The organism is Blautia segnis, from assembly GCF_014287535.1.
Classification (GTDB): domain Bacteria; phylum Bacillota; class Clostridia; order Lachnospirales; family Lachnospiraceae; genus Blautia_A; species Blautia_A acetigignens.
In genome coordinates, this window is the sequence record NZ_JACOOT010000003.1 from 152491 (window position 1) to 170635 (window position 18145).

The window sequence follows — 18145 nt, forward strand, 5'->3', positions numbered from 1 at the left end:
AGCCGTGTCTGAATATGTTCTTGAATTAAAAGGCATTACGAAAATTTTCCCCGGCGTTAAAGCACTGAACAACGTACAGTTCCAGTTAAAGCCTGGCGAAGTTCACGCACTGATGGGCGAAAACGGTGCAGGTAAATCTACCTTCATTAAAGTAATTACCGGTGTACATAAAGCAGAAGAGGGCGAAATGTACCTGTTTGGCCAGAAAGTGGATTTCAAAGGACCTAAGGATGCACAGGAAGCAGGAATCGCAGCTGTTTACCAGCACCCAACATCCTATCCACACTTAACCGTGGCCGAGAATATTTTTATGGGACATGAGATCAAGAAGAATCACATGATCCAGTGGAAAGCAATGAATGAGGAAGCCAACAAGCTTCTGAAACAGCTGAATGCAGACTTCGATTCTACAGCTGAGATGGGAACCTTAAGTGTTGCCCAGCAGCAGATGGTCGAGATCGCCAAGGCATTATCCACAAATGCAAAGATCGTCATCCTGGATGAGCCTACCGCATCTCTTACAAAGAGAGAATCCGAGGAACTCTACAGAATCGTAGATCAGTTAAGAGAAAAAGGAGTTTCCATTATCTTCATTTCCCATCGTTTTGAGGATATGTACCGTCTGGCAAGCCGAGTTACCGTATTCCGTGACTCCCAGTACATCGGTACCTATGATGTAGATGGAATCACCAATGCAGACCTGATCAAAGCCATGGTTGGCCGTGAGATCAAGGATCTGTTCCCGAAACCGGAAGTTAAGATCGGTGATGAGATGCTTCGTATCGAGCATTTATCCCGTACCGGATATTTCAAAGATGTTTCCTTCAATGTACATGCCGGCGAGATCGTTGGCCTTACAGGTCTTGTTGGCGCAGGTCGTACAGAGGTTGTGGAAAGCGTCTGTGGAATCACCAGACCAGATGAAGGAAAGGTTTATCTGGAAGGTAAGGAAGTACATATCAAACAGCCATCTGAGGCAATGGAGAAAGGAATCATCCTTCTTCCTGAGGATCGTCAGAAGGAAGGTCTGATCATGAGCTGGGGACTTGGAAGAAACGTAACCCTTCCGACCATCAGCAAATATGCAAAGAAAGGCTTCAATGACGAGAAGACAGAAAGAGATCTTGCCAAGAAGCTTCTGGAAGAAGTTGATACCAAGGCAGTGGATATTTTCCAGCCTGCAAGCTCTCTGTCTGGTGGTAACCAGCAGAAGGTTGTAGTTGCCAAGGCGCTTAGCCAGGAAATGAAGGTTGTCATCATGGATGAGCCTACCAAGGGTGTTGACGTTGGTGCCAAAGCTGAAATTTATGCAATCATGGGTGATCTGGCGAAGAAGGGATATGCAATTATCCTGATTTCTTCTGAAATGCCTGAGATCCTTGGAATGGCTGACCGAATCGTTGTAATGTGCAACGGACGCAAGACTGGTGAGCTTGACCGCGGAGAAGCAACTCAAGAGATGATCCTTGAGCTGGCTATGGAGAAAGGTACATCAGGAAAGGGGGCAGCTAAATAATGGAAAAGAAATCTTTCATGAAAAAGCTGACAGGTTCCCGTGAAGCACTGCTTGCAGTGATCCTGGTTCTGCTTTTCGTAGTAATTACAATCATCAGCCCGTCATTCCTTACATTTAAGTCTCTGACGGATATGCTGAAAAACAACGCCGTAACAATGGTAATGTCACTTGGTATGCTGTGCGTTATGCTGGTAGGCGGAATCGATATTTCCATCATGTCTACACTGGCACTGACCGGTATGTCAATTGGTATGCTTCTGAAATATGACCACATTTCCAGTACTTTCCTGGCATTTGTGATCGCACTGGCAATCGGAATCGCATGCGGTTTCCTGGTAGGTCTTGTAATCTCCAGAGCTGACGTTCCTCCGATCATCGCAACAATGGGCTTCATGTACATCTACCGTGCAATGGGATATCTTGTTTCCCACAACGGTGAGTGGGCAAGTGCAGCAGCCCTTGGTAAATTTAAAGATTTTGCAACAACAAAATTCCTGGGAATGAGCCTTGTAATCTGGGTGATCATCTTCTGCTATGCAGTATTCTTCGTATTCATGAAGTGGACAACACTTGGAAGAAGAATCTACGCAGTAGGAAGCAACCCAAGTGCAGCTGAGGTTTCAGGTATCAATGTAAAGAACATTAAGCTTCTTGTTTACACCATCATGGGTCTTCTTGCTGGTCTTGGCGGAGCCCTTCAGGTTTCTATTTACGCTTCCGCAATGCCTGATATGCAGCAGGGCGGTGAGATGGATGTTATCGCAGCCTGTGTTATCGGCGGTGTAAGCATGAGCGGTGGACGCGGTACTGTACTTGGTGCATTACTTGGTTCTTTAATCCTTGCAACAATCGCAAAAGCACTTCCGCTGATCCCATTCTTCGATCAGCTGTGGCTGAACACGATCAAGGGTGTTATCATTCTTGTCGTAGTTGTTGTAAACATTGTTTTACAGCGTACAGCTGACAAAAACGCATTAAAGGGAAGGGAGATGTAATCATGGCTGGAAAATCTGGAAGAAGTATTAACAACGTGCCGAAAAGCCCCGTAAAACAGATGATCTTCAGCTGGGAAGGCATTCTGGTACTCCTGTTTATTGCAGTAAATATTTTCTGTGCAAACTTTTCAGAGTTCTATAATTTGAAGAGCTTGCTCCGTCAGATGCCTGTTTATCTGGCAGAAATCTTCTTGATGCTGCCGATGGCATACATTCTGGTACTTGGCGAGATTGATATTTCCGTTGGATCTATCGTGTGTCTCTCCGCAACAATGGCTTGTATCGTATCCAATACAGGTGCACCATTTATCGTAGTAATCCTTGCGGCTCTTCTTGTTGGAACTGCATGCGGTGCAGTAAACGCATTCGTTCTTACACAGTTTGAGGAACTGCCTCCGATGATCGTAACACTTGCAACACAGATCATCTTCAGAGGTATCGCAGAAATCGTTCTTGGAAACGGCGGAAGTATTTCCGTAACTAATACAGAAGGCTTCTCTGCACTTGGCGGAAAAGTAGGACGTATTCCTTACATCCTTTTCCTGGTTCTGATCCTTGGAATCATTGCAGCAGTCATCCTTGGCAAATGTACTTTCGGACGCAGAGTATATGCAATCGGTACCAACCGCCTTGCAGCTTACTACTCAGGAATCCATGTACAGAAGATCCGTTTCATTATCTACACCCTGATGGGAACGATTTCCGGTCTGTGTGCGCTGTTCCTGATCTCTTCCTCATTTGGAGCAAACACCACAACTGGTAATGGATTCGAGATGGATGCCATCGCAATGGCAGTATTCGGAGGAATCTCCTCCACAGGTGGTAAAGGTAATATCGTCGGCGGTCTGATCTCAGCATTTATCATCGTTTGCCTTCGTGTTGGTCTTGGACAGAGAAACATTCATCCACAGGTTATCCTGCTGATCATCGGTGTGCTTCTCATCGGTGCAGTTGGACTTCCAAACATTGTAAAAGAAATCCAGAAAAAAGCAAAAATGGCAAAATAATTTTTGCAGTGAAACACCTAACTTATACCAATAAAATTCCTTAATACCTTAACCTTAAAAAAGTAATACAATTTTATTTTACATGCTTGTTAACTGCACCCGCGGAAGGGCGGGGCAGTTGCAAATAAAAACTATATTATTTCCATGGGAGGAAAAAACTATGAACAAAAAAATCGTAAGCGCAGTTCTTTGTGGAGCAATGATCCTCGGATCCGCAGTTCCGGCTATGGCTGGTACAGCTGACGGAAAGAAAATCGCACTGGTTGGTAAATCCGCTGGTAACGCATTCTTCGAAATCGCAGCAGCTTCTTTCGTAGAGACAGCTGAGGCAGAGGGTGCTACAGTTGATACTGTTTACCCAGAGGCAGCTACAGCAGATGCTCAGATCAAAGTTCTTGACAACCTGATTTCTCAGGACTATGATGCAATCTGTATCTCCGCAAACGACGTAAACGCTCTTCAGGCTAAATTACAGGAAGCTATGGACGAAGGAATCAAGATCTCCTGCTTCGACTCTGCAACAAACCCAGACAGCCGTCAGATCTTCATCAACCAGGCTGGTACCGTTGCTGTAGGACAGGCTCTTCTGGATGCAGTTCTTGATATCGCTGGCGGAGAAGGACAGTTCGCAATCCTTTCTGCTACATCTCAGGCAGCTAACCAGAATGCATGGATTGATGCTATGAAGAACATCATGGAAAGCGATGACACTTATGCAAACCTTGAGCTTGTAGAAGTTGCATACGGCGATGACGAGCCACAGAAATCTACAGACCAGACAGCAGCTCTTCTTGAGAAATATCCAGATCTGAAAGTTATCTGCGCACCTACAACAGTTGGTATCGCAGCAGCTGCTAAATACCTTCAGGACAACGGATCTGCTTGCAAATTAACAGGTCTTGGACTTCCATCTGAGATGCTTGAGTACACAGGTGCTGATGATGAGCATTCCTGCCCATACTTCTATCTGTGGGATATGCAGGGCCTTGGAAAACTTTCCGCTCTGACAACAATCGCTCTGGTCAACGAGGATATCACAGGTGCTCTTGATGAGACCTTCACAGCTGGTGACCTTGGGGACTACACAATCACAGAAGCTGATGACGGCGGCACAGAAGTTGTTCTTGGTGCTCCTCTTCAGTTCAACCCAGACAACATCGAAGAGATGGCTAAACTGTACTAATCAGACAGTCTAAAATAAGATTAAATGGTAAAGAAAGAGCCCTGCCGCGTGCAGGGCTTTTTCACGTCTTGGGGATTCTGTCCTGGATTTGTATTCTGGCGTTATCAACGAGCATGTGTGGCTGCATGTTCCCTCATCAGTTCCTCATGGAGCTTCATAGAATCCCAGTGCATGGTTACCGGGGTAAGCACAGCCTTTAACGCTACGGGCGGGAGGCTGTTTTCTTTAAAGAAGGCCAGAAATTCATCCAGCTGTTGGCTGGAAAAGCCGTTCAGAACCATCATTTCCTCCTGGAAATTCTGTCCCAGGTTAAACACCGAATTCTTCGCAAATCCCGGAATCTCAAACAAAAATCCAAGGCTCTCCAGGTACTCTGACGGCTGCACCATCCGCAGGGAAATCTTCTGTCTGTTCAAATATCTGCGGATCTGGCGCAGGCGGTTTTCATCTTTGAAATTGTATAGTAAAATCTGTGCTTCGGACATGGCGAAATCTCCTTTAGCGTGTAAAATATAAAAAGAGCATAGCAGAAAAATGTATTTTTTACAAGAAAAGTATGAATGGAAACATGAATTATGATATAGTAAAGCAAGACGAACTTCAAAGGAGACCATATGGCGAAGAAACGAAAAATGAAAATGGAATTCCGCTATTACCAGATGCAGGATGGCAGCCCCATTCTTGCCCTTCTTGGTGAAAAGTGGGAACAGAATTACGGAAGGGATGTGGACTTCCTTCATTTCCACAATTACCTGGAAATCGGCTACTGCTACAGCGGAGCAGGAGAACTGGTACTGGGCGAGGAGACTGTGCGTTTCGCAGGCCGGGAGTTTACAATCATCCCGCCCAATTTTCCCCACACCACTACCAGCGATATCGGAAATATCAGCAAATGGGAGTATTTGTTTATTGATGTGGAAGGCTTTCTGGCGAATGCGGCGGGAACTCCTCTGCGCGCAGAGAAGATGGTCCAGCGTATCTATTCCAAAGCCTTCTGCCTAAAAGAGTGTGAATACAAAAGCCTTTCTGATAAGATTCTTAAGATCCTGGATATTATGCGTGGTGGTGAGGAATTTTACCTGGAAGAAGCCAAGGGAATCCTTCTGGCGCTACTGGCAGAGGTGGCAAGGCTGAACCGTTCTTCCCAGGAAGAGAATATTGAGGAAAAAGGAAAGATTACCAACATGATCGCCCGTTCCATCGACTACATATCTCAGTATTATATGGAGGATATCCGAATTGGGGACCTGGCAAAGGCAAGCCACATCAGCGAGACTCATTTCCGCAGGGTTTTCACTTCTTACATGCACATGAGCCCGCTGGAGTACATCAACAAAGTAAGGATCCAGACTGCATGTGAAATCCTGAAAAAGACAGACGAGCCCATTTCTGATATTGCCTACAAATGCGGTTTCACAACTAATTCCACATTTAACCGGAATTTCCACCAGCTTATGGGAATGTCCCCGGCAGAGTGGCGGAAGCGTCCGGAAAATTATGAACAGCAGCTGCTGAAATTTGATATTCACTCAGAGAAAGGATGGTAGAATGTACGATTACAAAATAGTAGAACAGGTGACAAGAAAGAAAAAGAAGCTCTCCGGAGTTTTAAAAAAGACAATGGTATTCTTTGCAGTGGTATTTGTACTGATGGGAATTACCATCTCCCAGGCATTTATGCTGGCCGGCTTTTGTCTGGCAGGTCTGTATTTTATTTACGGAACCTTCTGCCAGAGGGATTATGAGTACACCCTGGAAAACGATACCCTTACCATTGACGTGATCTACGGAAACAAGTATAGAAAGACTGCCCATGAGCTGGATTTAAGAGAGCTTGAGATGATCGCCCCACACTGGCATCAGGCAGTGGCAAAGTACAAAAAGAACGGCGGAACCGAGCATCTGAAGAAATATGATTACACCTCCTATGAAGAGGATACGCCTTATTACACCATGATCATAAAGGAGGACGGACGCAAGATCAAACTCCTTTTGGATCTTACCCAGGAGATGCTCCATACCATCAAAACCAAGTATCCGCGTAAAGTCTTTTTTGCATAATTTAAAAAGAAAAGAATGTAACATATTCACAAAATGGACACATAAATTTTGTGAAAAAGTACAGAAAATACATTTTTTATGTTTTATCTGGTGAAAATAAACGACGGAATTCGTTAAGATGACGAAAATATATAGAAAAATGAACGAACAGTAAAAAAGTTAAAAACACATATAATGGTCGAAAATGCACATTATATGAGCGGTATTGCATACATCAAAGGGCATACGGATGTTATAATGCATTCATAAGAAATACGAAGAAACAATTTATTAAGGGAGGATATTTCTATGAAGAAAAAAGTACTTACCGTATTACTCACAGGTGCAATGGTAGCTTCCATGGCAGCTGGCGCAACAGTTGTATCTGCAGAAGAGAGCGACAACACCTTAACTGTATGGGCATGGGACCAGAACTTCAATATTAAATCCATGCAGATCGCAGCTGACCAGTATGCAGCCGACCATGAGGGATTCTCAGTAGATATTATCGAGACCTCTTCTGATGACTGCCAGACCAAGCTTACCACAGCAGCGAATGCAGGTGACTACAGCACTCTTCCTGACATCGTTCTTATGCAGGACAACAGCTATCAGAAATTCCTGAAAGCTTATCCGGATGCTTTCACAGATCTGAAAGATATGGATATCAACTGGGATGATTTCGGAGCTCTGAAACAGTCCTATTCCATGGTAGATGATACACATTACGGTGTTCCGTTTGATAACGGTGCAGTTATTGCATGCTATCGTACAGATATCCTTGAGGAAGCTGGATATACACTGGATGACCTTACAGACATCACATGGTCCAGATTCGAAGAGATCGGTAAAGACGTTCATGAGAAAACAGGCAAATACCTTCTTACAAGCGAAGCAACAGGCGGCGATACACTTATGATGATGATCCAGTCCTGCGGTGCAAACTTCGTAAACGAAGACGGTGAAGCTTATATCGTTGGCAATGAGACAGCTGAGAAATGTATCGACCTTTACACAGAGTTGGTACAGAATGACGTTGTAAAACTTGTAAACAACTGGGATGAGTACATCTCCACCATCACAAGCGGCGAGGCTGCTGGTATCGTAAATGGTAACTGGATCACAGCTACTCTGATGTCCACAGAGGATCAGAAGGGCTTATGGGGAATCACCACAATGCCTAAGGTTGACGGTGTTGACACAGCTACAAACTATGCAAACAACGGTGGATCTTCTTGGTACATTACCTCTAACTGCAAGAACGTAGAGCTTGCTGAGGACTTCCTTGCAAGCACATTCGGTTCCAGCACAGACTTCTATGATGCAATCCTTCCTGAGACAGGTGCTATTTCCTGCTACCTGCCAGCTGGTGAGTCTGATGTTTACAACGAGCCAAACGAGTTCTTTGGCGGACAGTCGATCTTCTCCACAATCGTAGAGTACTCCTCTCATATTCCGGAGTTCACAAAGACTCCATATCACTATGAGGCAAGAGAGTGCGTCAACACAGCAGTTGTAAATATTGTAAACGGAACTTCCAAAGAAGATGCTCTTCAGGAAGCACAGGATACACTGGCATTCAAGATGACTGAGTAATCTTTCTTGCGATGTGATTTCAGACTGAATAAGAAATAATTTATTAGGAGGCGGGGGACTGCTAAGTGGTCCTCCGTTTTCTATACAAAAATATGGGCATTAAATGAAAGTGCGGCGGCAAATTTTCCCGGATCATTTGTCGGTACACAAGACTTGAAAGGAGGAGTTCCTGTGAATTCCAAGAAAAAAGGTATGACTCTGGCTACCAAGCAAAAGGCAGCCGGATGGATCTTCCTGGCACCCGCTTCTATTATGATTGCGATCATGAGCTTTTATCCAATGATCCGAGCATTCATCATTTCCCTGCAGACAGGTGCCGGCGCAAACATGCGTTTCACAGATCCGATCTTCAGCAACTACAAACGTATTCTTGCAGACAAAGTATTCCAGCAGTCTATTGCAAATACATTCCTGTATCTGATCATTCAGGTTCCCATCATGCTGGTGCTTGCAATCCTGCTTGCTCAGCTTCTGAACAATAAGGACCTGAAGTTTAAGGGATTTTTCCGTACATGCGTATTCCTTCCGTGTGCGACCTCCCTGGTTTCCTATTCTTTGATCTTCCGTTCCATGTTTGCAACAGACGGTCTGGTCAACAGTGTTCTGATGAAACTGGGAATCCTGTCCACAGGATATAACTTCCTTGGAAACGCTACCAGCGCGAAGATCGTAATCATCATCGCCCTGATCTGGAGATGGACCGGATATAACATGGTATTCTATCTGGCAGGACTTCAGAACATTGAGTATTCTGTATATGAGGCAGCCAAGATCGACGGTGCAAACGGATGGAAAACCTTCTGGAAAATTACAGTACCGCTTCTGAAGCCAACCATTATCATGACATTTATTATGTCCATCAACGGTACCTTGCAGCTGTTCGATGAGTCCATGAACCTGACAAAGGGCGGTCCTGCAAACAGTACCATTACAATGTCACATTATGTTTACAATACCTGTTTCGTCAACGTGCCGAACTTCGGATATGCGGCAGCAATGTCCTTTATTATCTTTATCATGGTAGCGATTCTGGCATTTATCAACTTGAAAGTAGGTGATACTCGTGACTAAGAAAAACAAATCTGCAATCCAGAGAAGACTGATTCCTACATATATTTTTCTGATCATTGTATCATTTTTCTCCGTATTCCCGCTGTACTGGATGATTTCCGCAGCTACCAATACTTCCACAGATGTATCACGCGGACGTATTATTCCGGGAAGTCACTTTATGGAGAACTTCAACAACCTGACATCCCAGCAGCCTCTTTGGAGAGCACTTGGAAACTCTTTCCTGTATGCGATCCTGACCACTGTGATCTGCCTTCTGATCTGCTCCATCGCTGGATACGGATTTGAGGTATATCATGACAAAGGAAAAGACAGACTGTTTTCCATCCTGCTTCTTGCCATGATGGTTCCCCAGGTTGCCACAATGGTTCCGTTATTCAAGATGTTCTCAAAGGCAAAGCTTCTGAATACATCCATCGGTTTCATCCTTCCGATCATTTCCACTCCGTTTATGATCATGATGTTCCGACAGAATGCCCGTGCATTCCCGGTAGATATTATTGAAGCTGCACGTATTGACGGATTAAGTGAGGTCCGGATCTTTTTCCAGATGTTTATTCCGACCATGAAATCAACCTACGCAGCAGCCGCTGTTATTACCTTTATGAATGCCTGGAATGCATACTTATGGCCGAAGGTAATTATGACAGATAACAAAGCCATCACAATGCCAATGCTGATCGCCAACCTGATCACAGGTTATGTAACGGATTACGGTATGCTGATGTGCGGCGTATTATTCTGTTCCATTCCGACTATGGTTGTATTCTTCGTACTGCAGAAACAGTTTGCAGAAGGTATTACCGGTGCGGTAAAATAAGTTTGAAAAATGAGAGGGTGCTGCGATTTGTCTGCGGCGCCCTTTTGTTGAATAAGCGCAAATATTTATATATTTATCTTAATAAATTTCATGGAAATAAACTCTTATGTGAGTATAATAGGAACTTAGAAATTTTTATTGAAGAAACAGAAAGGATCGTATATGAAAGAATTTGATTATTCATTAGTAAAGAATCCGGAATATTTTAAGGACGGAAGAATGGATGCCCATTCCGACCACATCAGTTACGCCAATCCAGAGGAAGCTTCTCTGGAGGAGACTTCTTTTCGCCACAGCCTGAACGGCATCTGGAAATTCCATTATGCCCGCAACTATGAAAGTACAGTAAAGGGCTTTGAAAAGGAAGAGTATTCCTGCAGGGACTGGGATGATATCCGCGTACCTGCACACATTCAGATGGAAGGCTACGACGCTCCCCAGTATGCCAACGTGCAGTACCCATGGGAAGGCCATGAAGACATCCATCCTGGAGAAATCCCGGAGCATTTCAATCCAGTGGCAAGCTATGTGAAATATTTCGAAGTGCCGGAGCAGATGAAAGGAAAACGTCTTTTCATTTCCTTCCAGGGCGCAGAGAGCGGAATTGCCCTGTGGCTGAATGGAAAGTTTGTGGGATACAGCGAGGATTCTTTCACCCCGTCCGAATTTGAACTCACTGATTATGTGAAAGGTGGGGAAAACAAGCTGGCAGCCCAGGTGTTTAAGTGGACAGCAAGCAGCTGGTGCGAGGATCAGGATTTCTACCGTTTCTCTGGCATTTACAGAGAGGTTTATCTTTATACGGTGCCGGATGTACATGTGTATGATCTGCAGATTCGCGCGATTCCAGATGAGACATTAAAGAAGGCAGAATTTGAGATTAAAACAATTGCATGGGGAAAAGGAAGCGTACATATTGTTCTTTCAAAAGACGGACAGACGGTGCTGGAAGACAGTAAGAGTCTGGGAGCGGTGGCAGCAGAATCAGGCAGCAGGAATATGGATGCAGATGCAAAGAACAATGATGACGGCAAAGGTGCAGCTGCACAGGCTGATTCTTTGGACATTTTCACATGGACCGTAGAGAATCCCATTCTCTGGAGTGCAGAAGATCCCCAGCTTTACGATTTGGTTCTGGAAGTTTCCGATGAAAACGGTACTCTTCAGGAAGTCATCCCGCAGAAAATCGGTTTCCGCCGCTTCGAAATGAAAGACGGAATCATGACCTTAAACGGCAAGCGAATTGTATTCAAAGGCGTGAACCGCCATGAGTTCAGCTCCGTCACAGGAAGATGCGTATCTGAGGCAGAGCTTCGTAAGGATCTGACTACCATGAAGCAGAACAATATCAATGCCATCCGTACCTGCCATTACCCGGACGCATCTATGATCTACCGGCTTTGCGATGAGTTCGGCATTTACATGATCGACGAGACTAACCTGGAGAGCCATGGCTCCTGGGATGTGGCAGAATTTACTAAGGACTATACCTATGTAGTTCCTCACGACAAGCCGGAGTGGCAGGCTATGATGCTGGATCGTGCCAATTCCATGTACCAGAGAGACAAGAACCATGCGGCAATTCTCATCTGGTCCTGCGGAAATGAGTCCTTCGGCGGCAAGGACATTTTTGAAATGTCCCAGTTTTTCCGAAACACAGATCCTACCCGTCTGGTACATTACGAAGGGGTTTGCCATGACCGCAGATACAATGCCACCAGCGATATGGAAAGCCAGATGTATCCGTCCGTAGAGGCAATCAAGGACTTCCTTGCAAAGGACGATTCCAAGCCATTCATCTGCTGTGAGTACACTCATGCAATGGGAAATTCCTGCGGAGCCATGCACAAATATACAGACCTTACCGGCACGGAGCCGAAATACCAGGGCGGCTTCATCTGGGACTACATTGACCAGTCTATTTACAAAAAAGACCGCTACGGCAAGGAATTCCAGGCCTACGGCGGAGACTTCGGCGAGCGTCCTACTGACTACAATTTCAGCGGCAACGGAATTGCCTACGGCGGCAATCGTGATGCGTCTCCGAAGATGCAGGAAGTGAAGTTCAATTATCAGAACATTACCGCACAGGTAAAAGAAGAAACCGTGAAGGTTATCAATAAGAACCTGTTTGTAAATACCAATATCTTTGACTGCAAGGCAACGCTTCAGAAAGATGGAAAGGTTGTCCGCACAGCTGTCATGGAGACTGCAGTAGAGCCTTTAAGCCAGAAAGAATATGCCCTTCCATTTAAGAAAGAGGAAAAAGCAGGCGAGTATACCGTAACCGTATCCTTCCATCTGAAAGAGGATAAGCCATGGGCAAAGGCTGGCCATGAGGTAGCCTTCGGCCAGTACGTATACAAGGTAGAAGCACCTGTGAAGCCATGCACAGCACCCCTTCAGGTCATTCACAGCACTCACAACATCGGTGTCAGAGGTGCAGAGTTTGAAGTACTTTTCTCCGTACTCAACGGCGGACTGGTATCCTATAAATACGCAGGCAAAGAAATGATCGAGGCCATTCCGAAGCCTAACTTCTGGCGTGCACCAACAGACAATGACTGTGGAAATCTGATGGCAATGCGCTACGCACAGTGGAAAATTGCCAGCATGTATGTAAACCACAAGGAATACAGAGGCGCAGCCTACGGACCAGGAAATGAACCCAAGGTGGAAGAGAAGGAACATTCTGTAAAAGTATCCTACACCTATTTCCTTCCTACAACCCCGGCGGCAGAGTGCACCCTTGCTTACGAGGTTTACGGAGACGGAAGAGTACGCACCACCCTTTCCTATGATCCTGTGAAGGAGCTTGGCGATATGCCGGAGTTCGGTGTGATTTTCAAGTTTAATGCAGATTATGACCATGTAAGCTGGTATGGACTTGGAGAGGCAGAGACCTACGCAGACCGCAAGAAAGGTGCTAAGCTTGGCATCTACAGCAACCTGGTAAAAGATAATATTGCAAGATATATGGTTCCCCAGGAGTGCGGCTCCAAGGAAGAGGTAAGATGGGCGAAGATCACAGACCGCAAGGGCAGAGGAATGCTCTTTGAGATGGATCCGGAAAACGGCCCGATGATGTTCTCAGCCCTTCCATATACCCCGCATGAAATGGAAAATGCAATGCATCCTTACGAGCTTCCGGAAGTTCACTACACGGTAGTCCGTGTGGCAAAAGGCCAGATGGGAATTGCAGGAGACGACAGCTGGGGCGCACGCACCCACGAGGAATATCTGCTGGATGCAAGCAAGCCTATGGAGTTTTCCTTTGTATTTAAGGGAATCTGAGATAGATCATAAAAGGAGACAGCGATGGCAAAAAAAATAGAATACGGCCGCTTTTTGCACGGCGGAGATTATAACCCGGAGCAGTGGCTGAACCGCCCGGACATTCTGAAAAAAGACATTGAATATTTCAAAGAAGCCCATATCAATACCGTATCTGTAGGAATTTTTTCCTGGGCTGTGCTGGAACCGGAAGAGGGAAAATACAATCTGGACTGGCTGGAGCAGATCATTGATAATTTATACAAAGAGAGAATCTATACCATCCTTGCCACACCATCCGGTGCAAGGCCAAAGTGGATGGCAGACAAATACCCGGAAGTCCTTCGCATGGATCCGGACCGTACCAGAAGATTTTTTGGAGGCAGGCATAATCACTGCTACACCTCCCCTGTATACAGGGAGAAGGTTCATGCAATAGATAAGCTGCTTTCCCAGAGACTTGGCAGCCATCCAGGGGTGATCCTGTGGCATATTTCCAATGAATTCGGCGGAGAGTGCTACTGCCCGCTGTGTCAGCAGAAATTCCGGGAATGGCTGAAGGAGAAATACGGAACCATTGAGAAGCTGAATTCCAGTTGGTGCACCACTTTCTGGAGCCATACTTACAACAGCTTTGACCAGATTGAGGCGCCATCACCCAAAGGAGAGGATGCTTTGCATGCCCTGAATCTGGACTGGAAACGCTTTGTCACAGACCGCACCCTCGACTTTATCAAAGAAGAGATATCTGCAATCCGTGAAGGCGGTTCAGAGCTTCCGGTAACAGCCAATCTGATGTACGATTACAATGGACTGGATTATAAGAAATTCCGTGACGTTCTGGATGTTGTGTCCTGGGACAACTACCCGGGATGGCACAAAAAAGAGGAATATCTTACTGCCATTGATGCAGGCATGCAGCATGACCTTATGCGCAGCATCAAGAAGCAGCCCTTCCTTCTTATGGAATCCTGCCCCTCCGCTACCAACTGGAAGCCTATCAATAAGCTGAAAAAGCCAGGCATGATGCTGGCAGCCTCTTTGCAGGCTGTGGCTCATGGATCTGACAGTGTGCTGTACTTCCAGCTGCATCAGAGCCAGGGTGCTTCTGAGAAATTCCATGGGGCTGTGATCGACCACTACGGCGGTGATGATACCCGTGTGTTTAAAGAAGTGACAGAAGTAGGCGAGGCACTTGTGAAGCTTCAGGAAGTATGCGGCAGCCAGATGAAGGCTCCGGCGGCTGTCCTTTACGACAGAGAGAACAACTGGGCAATACAGGATGTACAGGGTCCGAGAAACGAGAATATGTTTTATACAGAAGCAGTACAGAAGCAGTACCGTGCACTGCGGGAGCAGGGTCTGAATGTGGATGTGATTTCCATGGAGCACGACCTTTCTGATTACAAGATCGTGGCAGCGCCGATGGCTTATATGTTCCTGGATGGCTACGAGAAGCAGCTGCGTACATTTGCTGAAAACGGCGGAACGCTGGTGCTTACCTACTGGTCCGGACTTGTGGACGGCACAGATAAGTGTTTACTTGGGGGAACTCCTTACGGTCTGATGGAGGCAGTAGGCCTTCGCACAGAAGAAATTGACGCCCTTTATGACTGGGAAGAGAATTTCGGCATCCCGGAAAACGGCAATCACCTTGGAATAACAGGTACTTACACCTGCAAAAATCTGTGTGAGCTTGTGAAGGTTTCTGATGCCGAAGTGCTGATGCGCTACGGCAAAGATTTCTACGCAGGCAGACCAGTTCTGACACACAAGGCATATGGAAAGGGTCACGTATACTATGTATGCGCGGATATGGAGCAGGCCTTCTATGAAGACTTCTACGGACGCACTGTAAAAGAAGCGGGTGTACAGGCTCCTCTGGAATTCGTTCCAGCAGGCGTTTCCGTTACCCTGCGTGAAAATGAAGCATACCAGTATCTGTTTATCCAGAACTTTGCAAGAGAGCCAAAAGCAGTCCCGGTTCCGGCTGGTTATGAAGTGCTCTACGGAACAGAGAAGGAAGTTCTTGCGCCTCTGGAAACCAGAATACTGAAACGAAGCAAATAAAAAATGAAATAAGATGCAGGAGACCAATCCTCTCCTGAAAATAAGAAGCCAGTGCGAAAAGATTTTTTGACACTGGCTTCTTTTTGACTGTATAATGGGAAAAACGGACTTTTGCGTTGAACGTTTTAGAATACAGTCAGGAGGTACCCTGTGCAAAAAGAACTTTTGGAAAAGCTTCGTGAAATTACAGAAGAAGAGAGGCGGATCCTGAACGGAGAGGCTGAAGTAGATAGAGACCTTTATACATCAGGAAAGGATTTTACTGTTGACAGCAGCAAGATGCTGGAGGAAGGAAAGCTGATTGCGGTGCGTACCCACACACGATTTATCCATTTTCCTCTCCACCGGCATAATTATGTGGAGGTTCTTTATGTCTGTGAGGGATCCCTTACCAATATTATAGATGGAAAACAGGTAATTGTGCGAAAGGGGGAACTTCTTTTTCTGAATCAGTTTACCCATCATGAAATCCTGGCGGCAAAAAGAAATGACATTGCGATTAATTTTATGATTCTTCCGGAATTTTTCGATGTGGCATATACAATGGCGGGCAACAACAATGTGCTGGCGAATTTTCTGGTGAATGTGCTTCGCCGTGATAACCAACGAGGAGAATATCTTCATTTTAAGGTATCAGAGGTGCTGCAGATCCAGAATCTTCTGGAGAATATGATTTATTCCCTTGTGACAGGCCGGGGAAACCAGAATCGGATCAATCAGACCACAATGGGGCTTATTTTCCTTTATCTTCTGGACTCTGTGCAGTGTGTGGAAATGCGTCTGCCAAATCAGTATGAGAATATGATTTCCATGACTACGCTGGATTATATTGAGCAGAAATACCGCACTGCTACCCTTACTGAGCTTTGCGAAATGCTTCACCTTCCTATGCATGTGCTTAGTAAAATGATCAAGAAAACTACGGGCTATAATTTTAAAGAGCTGCTGCAGAGAAAACGACTCAGCAAGGCGGTGGAACTGATGTGCGATACAGATCTTCCCATCAGTGATGTGATCGCAGCAGTTGGGTATGAGAATAACAGTTATTTTCACCGGGTGTTTAAAGAACGCTATCATGTAACGCCAAGAGCCTTTCGTCTGGAAAATAAAAAAAGCGACCAGGTGCGTTTATAAAAAAATCCAAAAAAATTTATAATTTGTTCAAAAAAATTTTTTAAATTAGTTGCAAAAGGTTGACATCTAATTAGAAAAAAAATAAAATGAAAGCAAATAAAAATATCAAGGAGGAAGTAAAATGAACAAAATGTGTAAAAAAGTTGTCAGCCTTCTTCTTGCAGCAGTGATGGTACTCACAATGACTGCCTTCGCTTCTGTTGTTTATGCCGCTGACGAAGACAAGGTAGAAGCTGACCCGAACTTCAAAATGGGCGTTATCCTTGTAGGCGATGAGACTGAAGGATATTCTGCAGCTCACATTGCAGGCATTAAGGAAGCTGCTGCAGAGCTTGGACTTGATGACAGCCAGATCATCTGGAAATATAAAGTTCCGGAAGATTCCAGCTGTTATGATGCAGCAATTGACCTTGTGGGACAGGGATGCTCCCTGGTAATCGGAAACAGCTACGGACATCAGACTTATCTGGTACAGGCTGCACAGGAGTATCCGGATGTAACCTTCGTTTCTATGACAGGTGATTTTGCAGCAATCAGCGGTCTTGAGAACTTCAAGAATGCATTCACAAACATTTATGAATCCCGTTATGTATCCGGCGTTGTAGCTGGCCTGAAGCTGAAAGAGATTATGGAAGACGGTACTCTTACAGCTGAAACTCAGCCAGACAGCTTTGATGCAGACGGCAATGTTAAGATCGGTTATGTTGGAGCATTCAGCTATGCAGAGGTTGTTTCAGGCTACACTGCATTCTACCTTGGTGTTAAGAGCGTAGTTCCGAATGTTGTAATGGAAGTTAAGTACACAAACTCCTGGTTTGATATTGACAAAGAGGGTGCAGCAGCTGAGGCACTTATTGCAAACGGCAGTGTTATCATTGGACAGCATGCAGACTCTACAGGTGCTCCTGCAGCTACACAGAAGCTTCATGATGATGGCAAGATCTGCTACTCTGTAGGATACAACATTGATATGATCGCAACTGCTCCAACAGCAGCACTTACTTCTGCAACCAATAACTGGGCTGTATATTACAAACACGCTATTGCAACTGTAATGGGCGGCGGTGATCTTGAGCAGGATTGGTCCGCAGGATATAATGATGATGCAGTAGGTATTACAGACCTTGGTGAGTCCTGCGCAGAAGGCACAGCAGATTATGTTGCTGACATTGAGAGCAAGCTCAAAGATGGTTCTCTTCAGGTATTTGATACTTCTACATTTACTGTTGGCGGCGAAGAGGTTACTTCTGCACCGGTTGATCTTTCCTTTATGGATTACACAACTGATCCTGCAACTGTTGTATACCAGGGCGAGACAGTTGAGGCAATTCAGGACGGACATTTTGCAGAGTCCACATTCAGAAGTGCTCCATACTTTACACTTCGTATTGACGGAATCACAGAGGATGCAGAGGCAGTTGAATAACTGACAGATCTTTT

The 18145-nt window shown here is 45.3% G+C and carries 14 protein-coding genes; 13 read left to right on the plus strand and 1 reads right to left on the minus strand.

All coding sequences use genetic code 11. From position 1 onward, the window contains the following. Positions 1 to 4 precede the first annotated feature (4 nt). The 4 genes from H8S54_RS01445 to H8S54_RS01460 all read left to right on the plus strand — a co-directional run bounded on the left by H8S54_RS01445 (position 5) and on the right by H8S54_RS01460 (position 4701). The gene (locus H8S54_RS01445; RefSeq protein ID WP_117850696.1) at positions 5 to 1516 is read left to right on the plus strand and encodes a sugar ABC transporter ATP-binding protein; all 1512 of its coding nucleotides are present in this window, start codon (positions 5 to 7) and stop codon (positions 1514 to 1516) included. Beyond that, positions 1516 to 2511 carry an ABC transporter permease gene (locus H8S54_RS01450; RefSeq protein ID WP_117850694.1) on the plus strand — a complete coding sequence of 332 codons (996 nt, stop codon included), beginning with the start codon at positions 1516 to 1518 and terminating at the stop codon, positions 2509 to 2511. Before H8S54_RS01445 ends, H8S54_RS01450 begins: the two co-directional genes overlap by 1 nt. Before the next feature lie 2 nt (positions 2512 to 2513). After that, the gene (locus H8S54_RS01455; protein ID WP_117850691.1) at positions 2514 to 3518 is read left to right on the plus strand and encodes an ABC transporter permease; all 1005 of its coding nucleotides are present in this window, start codon (positions 2514 to 2516) and stop codon (positions 3516 to 3518) included. A gap of 160 nt (positions 3519 to 3678) precedes the next feature. Then, positions 3679 to 4701, plus strand: a complete 1023-nt coding sequence (locus H8S54_RS01460) for a substrate-binding domain-containing protein (protein WP_117850689.1) — start codon at positions 3679 to 3681, stop codon at positions 4699 to 4701. Positions 4702 to 4805: 104 nt separating this feature from the next. On the opposite strand, the gene H8S54_RS01465 is transcribed toward H8S54_RS01460, so the two are convergent. Further along, positions 4806 to 5186, minus strand: a complete 381-nt coding sequence (locus H8S54_RS01465) for a DUF3783 domain-containing protein (RefSeq protein ID WP_173767264.1) — start codon at positions 5184 to 5186, stop codon at positions 4806 to 4808. A gap of 129 nt (positions 5187 to 5315) precedes the next feature. Here H8S54_RS01465 and H8S54_RS01470 point away from each other — a divergent pair, with 129 nt between their 5' ends. The 9 genes from H8S54_RS01470 to H8S54_RS01510 all read left to right on the plus strand — a co-directional run bounded on the left by H8S54_RS01470 (position 5316) and on the right by H8S54_RS01510 (position 18131). After that, positions 5316 to 6248 (plus strand): AraC family transcriptional regulator, encoded by a 933-nt coding sequence (locus H8S54_RS01470; protein WP_186900731.1) that lies wholly within the window; start codon positions 5316 to 5318, stop codon positions 6246 to 6248. 1 nt (position 6249) lies between these two features. After that, positions 6250 to 6762: a hypothetical protein gene (locus H8S54_RS01475; RefSeq protein ID WP_021925718.1), complete on the plus strand. Its 513-nt coding sequence runs from the start codon at positions 6250 to 6252 to the stop codon at positions 6760 to 6762. A 288-nt stretch (positions 6763 to 7050) separates the two neighbouring features. Beyond that, positions 7051 to 8337, plus strand: a complete 1287-nt coding sequence (locus tag H8S54_RS01480; RefSeq protein ID WP_117850681.1) for an ABC transporter substrate-binding protein — start codon at positions 7051 to 7053, stop codon at positions 8335 to 8337. A 171-nt stretch (positions 8338 to 8508) separates the two neighbouring features. Continuing rightward, complete coding sequence (locus H8S54_RS01485) at positions 8509 to 9408, plus strand: carbohydrate ABC transporter permease (RefSeq protein WP_186900732.1); 900 nt, start codon at positions 8509 to 8511, stop codon at positions 9406 to 9408. Beyond that, entirely contained in the window at positions 9401 to 10228 is an 828-nt protein-coding gene (locus H8S54_RS01490) for a carbohydrate ABC transporter permease (RefSeq protein ID WP_021925720.1), read from the plus strand. The genes H8S54_RS01485 and H8S54_RS01490 overlap by 8 nt, the downstream gene beginning before the upstream one ends. A gap of 162 nt (positions 10229 to 10390) precedes the next feature. Continuing rightward, the gene (locus H8S54_RS01495; RefSeq protein WP_186900733.1) at positions 10391 to 13522 is read left to right on the plus strand and encodes a glycoside hydrolase family 2 TIM barrel-domain containing protein; all 3132 of its coding nucleotides are present in this window, start codon (positions 10391 to 10393) and stop codon (positions 13520 to 13522) included. 24 nt (positions 13523 to 13546) lie between these two features. Then, positions 13547 to 15571 (plus strand): beta-galactosidase, encoded by a 2025-nt coding sequence (locus H8S54_RS01500; protein WP_186900734.1) that lies wholly within the window; start codon positions 13547 to 13549, stop codon positions 15569 to 15571. 150 nt (positions 15572 to 15721) lie between these two features. After that, positions 15722 to 16705, plus strand: a complete 984-nt coding sequence (locus tag H8S54_RS01505; protein WP_186900735.1) for an AraC family transcriptional regulator — start codon at positions 15722 to 15724, stop codon at positions 16703 to 16705. A gap of 121 nt (positions 16706 to 16826) precedes the next feature. Next, the gene (locus H8S54_RS01510; RefSeq protein WP_117850668.1) at positions 16827 to 18131 is read left to right on the plus strand and encodes a BMP family ABC transporter substrate-binding protein; all 1305 of its coding nucleotides are present in this window, start codon (positions 16827 to 16829) and stop codon (positions 18129 to 18131) included. Positions 18132 to 18145 lie beyond the last annotated feature (14 nt).

Excerpts from the sequence above, each read along its gene's own strand:
- H8S54_RS01450 (WP_117850694.1), top strand. The coding sequence starts at position 1,516 with ATGGAAAAGAAATCTTTCATGAAAAAGCTGACAGGTTCCCGTGAAGCA.
- H8S54_RS01455 (WP_117850691.1), top strand. The coding sequence starts at position 2,514 with ATGGCTGGAAAATCTGGAAGAAGTATTAACAACGTGCCGAAAAGCCCC.
- H8S54_RS01460 (WP_117850689.1), top strand. The coding sequence starts at position 3,679 with ATGAACAAAAAAATCGTAAGCGCAGTTCTTTGTGGAGCAATGATCCTC.
- H8S54_RS01465 (WP_173767264.1), bottom strand. The coding sequence starts at position 5,186 with ATGTCCGAAGCACAGATTTTACTATACAATTTCAAAGATGAAAACCGC.
- H8S54_RS01470 (WP_186900731.1), top strand. The coding sequence starts at position 5,316 with ATGGCGAAGAAACGAAAAATGAAAATGGAATTCCGCTATTACCAGATG.
- H8S54_RS01475 (WP_021925718.1), top strand. The coding sequence starts at position 6,250 with ATGTACGATTACAAAATAGTAGAACAGGTGACAAGAAAGAAAAAGAAG.
- H8S54_RS01480 (WP_117850681.1), top strand. The coding sequence starts at position 7,051 with ATGAAGAAAAAAGTACTTACCGTATTACTCACAGGTGCAATGGTAGCT.
- H8S54_RS01495 (WP_186900733.1), top strand. The coding sequence starts at position 10,391 with ATGAAAGAATTTGATTATTCATTAGTAAAGAATCCGGAATATTTTAAG.
- H8S54_RS01500 (WP_186900734.1), top strand. The coding sequence starts at position 13,547 with ATGGCAAAAAAAATAGAATACGGCCGCTTTTTGCACGGCGGAGATTAT.
- H8S54_RS01510 (WP_117850668.1), top strand. The coding sequence starts at position 16,827 with ATGAACAAAATGTGTAAAAAAGTTGTCAGCCTTCTTCTTGCAGCAGTG.